The organism is Chamaesiphon sp. GL140_3_metabinner_50, assembly GCF_025361915.1.
Lineage (GTDB): Bacteria > Cyanobacteriota > Cyanobacteriia > Cyanobacteriales > Chamaesiphonaceae > Chamaesiphon.
The window spans coordinates 1-7,833 of sequence record NZ_JANYJC010000381.1; the positions used below are offsets into that span (position 1 = coordinate 1).

Consider the following 7,833-nt stretch of genomic DNA (forward strand, 5'->3'; position numbering starts at 1 on the left):
GTGGGATTGGCGGTAGATTCGCCCTTGAAATTGTCCCAGTTATCTAACTCAATCGTCGGCACATTCACAGCGGGTAGACTTGCCAACAACTTTTGTTGTGTCAACAGCACCGCTACCTGGGCATCCGCCAGCATGAAACTCAGTCTGTCGGTGGGATAGGCAGGATCTAGAGGCACATAAGCACCACCAGCTTTGAGAATGCCCAAGAGTCCAATTATCATCTCGCAAGAACGTTCGACACAGATACCAACTAGTACCTCTGGTTTCACTCCCAATGTTTGGAGATAGTGTGCCAGTTGATTCGATCGATCGTTTAATTCACGGTAAGTTAGTTGGGTACTTTCAAATTGCACGGCGATCGCATTTGGAGTCTTGGCTACCTGTGCTTCAACTAATTGATGGATGCACTTATCGGCGGGATAATCGGTGTGGGTATCATTCCAGTCGATGAGTAATTGCTGCTGCTCGGCACTCCCAATCAGCGGTAATTGGGCGATGGGCTGATGGGCATTAGCAATAATCCCTGCGAGTAAAATCTGGAAATGTCCAGCCATCCGATCGATCGTCGCCGCATCAAATAAGTCCTGATTGTAAATCAGTTCCCCAGTCAGTCCCCCCGCTGTTTCAGTCATTTGCAATGTCAGATCGAATCTCGCGGAGACTAGATCCAATTTGAAGGGTTCGATCGTCAGATCTGGTAGTTCCAGTTTACTCAGAGGCGCATTTTGCAAGACGAACATCACCTGAAATAGAGGCGTATAACTAAGAGAACGCTCTGGCTGAAGCTCTTCTACCAGTTTCTCAAACGGGAGATCCTGATGTTCGTAAGCTCCTAAAGTCATTTCCCGCACTCGTGCTAATAGCTCGACAAAAGTAGGATTACCACCGAGTTTGGTATGCAAAACTAAAGTATTGACAAAAAAGCCGATCGAGGATTCGATCCCACTCTGATTGCGATTGGCGATCGGCGAACCGATCGCGATCTCTTCCTGACGGCTATACCGCGATAGTAATGTCGCAAATGCAGCCAGTAGGGTCATAAATAGCGTCCCACCTGCACCTTGACTCAGGAGTTTTAGTTGCTGAGTGGACTCGCGATCGATCTCAAATGATGTAGTACTACCGCAAAATGTCTGCATCGATGGGCGCGATCGATCGGTCGGCAATTCCAGTAACGGTGGTAGATCTGCTAATTGTTGCCGCCAGTAATCGACCTGATGTTGTAGCACATCCGCTGTCAACCATTGCCGTTGCCACAGGGCAAAGTCGGCATATTGAATCGCTAACGCTGGTAATTGGGCGGGAATGCCGCTCTGGGCAGCCTGATATAGTGCCGACAATTCATCGATAAATATCCCCATCGACCAACCATCAGCAATAATATGATGGATAGTCACGAGTAATACGTGGGATTCTAACCCCAACCGTACCAATGTGACACGGAGCAGCGGCGGCACCGCAAGATCGAAGGGTTGCTGTGATTGCTCGATCGCTAGAGACTGCAATCGGCTAGACTGTGCTGCACCCTCTAACTGCTGTAAGTCAATCGAGGGCAGGGGAATTTGGCAATGCGGGCTAATTACCTGGATTGGATCGCCATCAAGCATTTGAAAGCTAGTTCGCAGGATTTCATGTCGCGCGACGATCTGATTAATAGCCACTGCCAACGCCGCCGGATCGAGATCGCCATTCAATTGAAGCGGTTCGGGCATATTATAAGTAGCACTGCCCCCTTCTAACCGATCTAGGAACCACAACCGCGATTGGGCGAAGGAAAGTGGTAGCGGCTGGGTGCGATCGACTGGTACGATTGCAGCAGTTTGGGCTAAATTAGACCCCTGACTAGCCTCAATTGACTCACTCAATAAAAATATCGTCGGCAACTCAAACAAGCGGCGCAACGGCAATTCTACCCCAAACAACGGGCGCAACCGGATAATAACCTGTGTCGCTAACAGGGAATGTCCCCCCAACTCAAAGAAATTGTCATGAATGCCCACTTGAGGCAGATGGAGAATTTCCGCCCACAAAGCGGCGAGAATTGACTGGGTGGGCGTAGTCGGCGGCGCGAAATCGATCGATGAACTCAAATCCAGATCCGGCATGGGGAGAGCCTTGCGATCGATTTTCCCATTCGGAGTCAGCGGCAGCGAGGGGAGATAAACAAATGCGCCTGGTACCATGTAGTCAGGCAACTTCTGTTTCAAGAAATCGCGCAATTCACCAGTCTCGATCCGCTGGTTATTGCCAAACGCAAGGCTACGCTCAACCACCGCATCATCGCCTTCGAGAACTGTTGGATTAATCACCAGATAAGCAGCTAAATATAAATCCCCTGGGCGATCTTCTCTAGCAATTAATACCACTTCCCGTACTTGGGGATGCTGACTCAATACCAGCTCAATTTCGCCCAACTCAATCCGATTGCCGCGAATCTTTACCTGATAATCGATGCGCCCTAAAAATTCAATATTTCCATCGGGAAGATATCGCGCTTTATCACCAGTTTTATACAGCCGAGGTGAATCTTTCGGATTAAATGGATTTTCAATAAATGCCTTTGCAGTTAGTTGGGGATTATTTAGATAGCCGCGCCCTACCCCCGCACCGCCTACATATAATTCCCCAGCTACACCGATCGGTAAGATCTGCAACTGCGAATCGAGGATATATAATTGGGTATTGCCTACCGCTTTACCGATCGGCAGATTGACAATTTCTGGTGCTGGGGGATGTTCGATCGGATAATGAGTAACATCATCAGAACATTCTGTCGGCCCATAAGCATTCAACAGCGGAATAGCTGGATAATGTGCTAACCAGCCCCGCGCTAATTGGGGTGGTAAGGGTTCGCCAGTGAGCAACAACCACCGCAAATTTGGAAGTTGATGTTCGATTCCCCCGACTTCAATTTGTTGCAGCATAGCCCGCAATAATGAGGGAACGATCTCTAGAATTGAAATCTGCCGCGCCTGAATATATCCGAGTAGTTGAGTCGGATCTGTGGCAAGTTCAGAGTCGATAATTTCTACTTTCCCGCCCACTAACAATGCCACCAAAAATTGCCAAATACTAATATCAAAAGTTTGGGATGCTGTTTGGGCGACAATATCGTCAGCCTGTAAATTTAGATCGGTAATTTTGGCATATAAATGATTTACCATTCCCCGCTGTTCGAGCATCGCTCCTTTGGGAGTCCCCGTCGAACCAGAAGTATAAATTACATAAGCTAAATTATCTGGGCAACACCGAGCGACTAAATTATCGCTGCTATATTCCAATCGATCTAAATCTTCGAGATCTAACAATTGTGGTTGACTGGCTAGTTGTGACACCAGCGGCGCAAGCATCCCTCGGCAATTTTGGGATGCTAATACTAACGTTACTTGACTTTGAGCTAATACCTGTTGATTTCGTGCGGCTGGATGTGCGGGATTGAGTGGTAAATATGCCCCACCTGCTTTAAAGATCGCCAACATTGCCGTGAGAAAATCGATATTCCGATCGCCCATCAAACCGACAATTTGTTCTGCACCCACACCCACTTCAACTAAATGTCTCGCCCAGCGATTCGCACGGACATTTAACTGATGATAAGTTAATTGGTGCTGGTTAGATATGACAGCCACTGCATTTGGCGTGCGGGCTACCTGCTGCTCGAATAACTGCGGAAAACACTCTGTTAATGGATAGTCAGCTTGAGTATTATTCCACTCATTCAGGAGCTGTCGATCGGTATTTCCCAAACTTGACAAGGTTGATTCTTTCATTAGATGGACACTCCAGATTCAGATCGTTCTAACCAAGAAGTAGGCAAAAATGATGTAATTGTATCGCCGATATTTTGTTCGATCGCTAATTTATAAGCTAACTCTCCTAATGCTAGATCGAGTACGCCCAATCCAAAGGGGCTAAAAATGGCAATTTTATTTTCACCACCATCAGCAGGTGCAGCCCCATTTAAAATATCACCCAAAGTAGTCCGAATAAAATCACGGTTTCCGACTTGTTGTTCCGCAAGATGAATCGATGTTTGAGCGCGAGTCACATGATCCACATCATCAACAATATTATCCGCTGATAAAATAATTTCTGGCGACAAGTCTCGCAGAGAAACATGTAAAATAATTGTACCCGATCGACACTGGGAAAGATCGGAGATGTGGGGCTTAGTTGCCGTAGTTGCAAAAGAAATTAACGATGATTCCTGAAAAATAGTACTTGATTCCGTCGCAATTTTAATTTTTAACCGATCGGATAATTGGTGGCACTTTTGCCGAAATTGCTCGGCGCGATCGCGATCGAGATCGTAAACCAGTACAGTTTCAATTTCAGGACAAGTACTTAATAAAAAGCGCACGATTTCAAAGTTAATTAACCCAGTACCAATTAATCCTAATGTAGTTAATTTTTGCGAACCTTTCAACTGTTCCGCGCCGATTGCCGCACTAGCCGCCGTCCGCTTGGCACTAATAATCGAGCTTTCCATAATTGCTTTAGTATGCCCAGTTTGAGTCGAATTGAGCATCAGCGTCGCCGAAGCTCGTTCCATCCCCAATTTCAAATTACCTGGAAAAGAAGCAATCCATTTAATTCCCGCTGTATCTATGTCACCGCCGATATAAGCGGGTAAAGCAATGATCCGATCTCGATCGTTATCTGGGAATCGCACAAAACTCGAATGTGGCAAACAACTATCGCCTGTGGCATGGATTTGATAAGCTAATTTAACTGCTGCCAAAATCTCGCGGTCGCGATCCTGAAATAAGGTCGCAATATCGTTACCTTTTAATAGTAAAATGTCATCGTAATTCATCATCATTCTCCTACAGGGAAAAGTTGTTTTATTGTCAAATATCATTATTGAGGAAAATAAGCTTCCCCAAGGAATCCATCTATCCTATCGACAGTTTTGCCATAAAGATAATAAACAGCTAATTGCGGCTGCATATTTCGCTCTACACTATTAAAATCAATCCTGAACTGAGTATCGGGAGAAATTGGTCGATCGAAGTTAACTTGCAATTCTTGACCTTTCCGAGAAATTGCGGCTAGAATTGGTCGATCTCCACTAGTAATTTCAATCTTACTAATTTGAAAATTAATATTATTGGGCACAGCAATGCGGAGATTTTCTAAAGCTTGACTATTGCGAGGAACATGAATTTGAATAGTCTGGCGGACTTTTGCCCAGCGATGCTGCGGAAACTCAAATTTGCTGTCTACATGAGGGAACGCACCGTCAGCATCACGAGCATTTGCATAGTTGCTAATATTAAAAATCGTCGTAATTAAACCTAGTGAAGCAATAAATATCAGTATTTTGTACATCGGTTTTATTCATTTTGAGATTTTAAAATTAAAGCTGGTGTGTCAATCTACCATAATAACGCACCCGATAGATCTTCCTTAATTGAGCGCGTGTAATTGAGCATTCCCAAAGTGTTCCTTCACCCAACTATCTGTATAAATAGTGTCTAGATAACGTTCGCCGCGATCGCATAAAATCGCCGCACAATTAGCACCACTAGGGATTTCAAAACGTTTTTTAGCGATCGCCGCTATCACCGCACCCGACGAACCACCAGCCAAAATCGCTTCACTCTTGAGCAAATGATGACAGCCGACAATACAATCCCAGTCAGATACATGGACGCACATATCCTCCAAACCTGGTTGAAACAGCTCTGGCACCCGTGCCGCACCATGCCCAGGAATCAACCGTTTACCGCGTTTGTCACCAAAAATCACACTTCCCTTCGCATCAACAGCAATAATTTTGGTGGTGAGATTGTGACTCTTGATATATTCCGAGCAACCACGGAGGGTACCGCAAGTACCAGTCGAGCAGAATAAATAATCCAATTTCCCATCCAGTGCAGTGGCAATTTCATGCATTGTTTGATGATGAGCGCGGACATTATTCATATTCGCGTACTGCTGACACCAGAAGCTTTTAGGAATGGAATCGAGTAATGATTTGACGCGATTGATGCGAGCGGGCAGAAAATCACCAGTCGCGGGATCTGGTTCGGTGACTACATCAACTGTCGCGCCATAAGCTTCTAAAATCTTGATATTCTGACTGGTAGTTTTGGGATCTACCACACAAATTAGGTGTAAACCGAGCACCAAACAGGCTTGTGCTAGCCCAATCCCTAAATTCCCCGAACTCGATTCGACGATCGTATATCCTGGCTCGATCTGTCCATCAGCAAAGGCATTTTTGAGCATATTTACGGCTGGACGATCCTTGACGCTACCACCAGGATTAAACATTTCTAATTTAGCAAAAATCTGAAAATCGACATCCTTGAAAACTTTGGCTAACTTAATTAAGGGTGTATTCCCAACGGTAGTTAAAATTCCCGAATTTAATCCGCTTAAATATTTATTCGCAACTGGACTCTCGAAGTTAGTTTGCTTACGGCTACTCACTTTCGGACTCATCCGAGCAGTTGAACGAGAGGTAGAAGGCTTGGTTTGAAGATTGGAACCTAACATAATTAACTTTCCTTACTGTTCGATATTGAGTGACACGTTTGACTTCAATCTTTTATGCACTGGGGGCATCTCAATCAGGTAATTAGTATATTTGTATTACTGTTACCGTTACTAAACAGGGTCACATCTTTAACACTATTCGATCGAGCAGATACAGTTGATACTGCGAACATACTGCCGCTAACTGAAGCCACTGCTAAAAGGGCTAAGGTAGTCAGTTTTTAGTTGAAGTTAAGCATGATTTGTATACTTTTAATCTCGATTGGTTACTGTCGATTGGAACGAGTTGTTTGAACCCGATATATTCATTAAAGTCTACTGATAACTGAGTTAAAACCTGAGAATGGCTGAGTTAGCATCTAAAGACAACTGACTTGTGACTGACGGAGATCGCCCAGCAGTTTTTTGGCACCGAACCGATGACAGTGGCACAATCGGCAACTTTTAATACTCCGGCTTTGCTTAAAGTAGCACGGCGGATTGATGAGCCAGGACAACTCGCCAGAGCATTTCAAAATATGGCTGATGAGGTGGCGATGCGCGAGCAAAATCTCAATAATGTTGTGGTACAGCGCACTCAGGAACTCTCGCAGACACTCGGCATTCTCAAGGCGACTCAAGCGGAATTACTATTTGAAAACGAGCTACTCCGCAGTGGTGGAGAACCCACGACCTTTGACTATCAACTTGGTGGGAGCTTGCCAATGGATGCGCCGACCTATGTAGTGCGTTCTGCCGATCGATATCTCTATAAAGCACACATGCCTATTCCCCCTAACGGTGAAGCCGCCTGGATCGAGCAACTAGTTCAGACCCAAATCATCGATGATTGGGAATTTCACGATGAGCCAGAACATCTCAAAACCATTCGCGATCGACTCCTCAAAAGCGATCGATCGGCTTACTCATACTCTATCAGCAAATCTTGGAGCGGCAAGTAGCAGATATTAATGATAGTCCGATCGAACGGGAATTACTTTTGTCAGGGCTGGTAGTTAAAAAACAAGGATCTTTAAGCGTCAATAACCGAATCTATGCCTCGATCTTCGATCGACGTTGGCTCGCTCGGTATCTGTAGGGATAAAACAAGTCAGGCACAAGTCAGTAATTCTCAGGCTCGAACTCAGTCACTACTGGCATAATATGTATTTTCAGGGGCTTTGAGTAATAGCTCAATCCTGCTGCAATCTGGCGAGTAGCAGCATAGTTCGTCGCACAGCATGATTTTATACCTCTCTTCGGATTTTCAAACACCCTCTTAGCAATGGTTACAACCGATTGCTAAAAACCTTACTTATCGATCGTCTTGGCGATGGCATCCCTAAATGT

The 7,833-nt window shown here is 45.2% G+C and carries 4 protein-coding genes and 1 pseudogene; 1 reads left to right on the top strand and 4 read right to left on the bottom strand.

Annotation, left to right across the window (positions count from 1 at the left end):
• The 4 genes from Q0R35_RS18550 to sbnA all read right to left on the bottom strand — a co-directional run.
• The coding region (locus Q0R35_RS18550; RefSeq protein WP_295622027.1) for an amino acid adenylation domain-containing protein at positions 1–3,770 on the bottom strand (3,770 nt) is incomplete at its 3' end.
• A complete protein-coding gene (gene sbnB / locus Q0R35_RS18555; protein ID WP_295622029.1) occupies positions 3,770–4,816 on the bottom strand; it encodes a 2,3-diaminopropionate biosynthesis protein SbnB in 1,047 nt (348 codons plus the stop codon). The genes Q0R35_RS18550 and sbnB, both read right to left, overlap by 1 nt.
• Before the next feature lie 44 nt (positions 4,817–4,860).
• Positions 4,861–5,331, bottom strand: coding sequence for a DUF2808 domain-containing protein (locus Q0R35_RS18560; RefSeq protein WP_295622031.1), 471 nt, complete (start codon positions 5,329–5,331; stop codon positions 4,861–4,863).
• A gap of 78 nt (positions 5,332–5,409) precedes the next feature.
• Complete coding sequence (gene sbnA / locus Q0R35_RS18565) at positions 5,410–6,504, bottom strand: 2,3-diaminopropionate biosynthesis protein SbnA (RefSeq protein ID WP_295622033.1); 1,095 nt, start codon at positions 6,502–6,504, stop codon at positions 5,410–5,412.
• Between the two features lie 569 nt (positions 6,505–7,073).
• On the opposite strand from sbnA, the pseudogene Q0R35_RS19625 reads away from it, so the two are divergent.
• Positions 7,074–7,582 (top strand): annotated as a pseudogene (locus Q0R35_RS19625) (hypothetical protein); the annotation flags it as partial.
• Between the last annotated feature and the right edge of the window lie 251 nt (positions 7,583–7,833).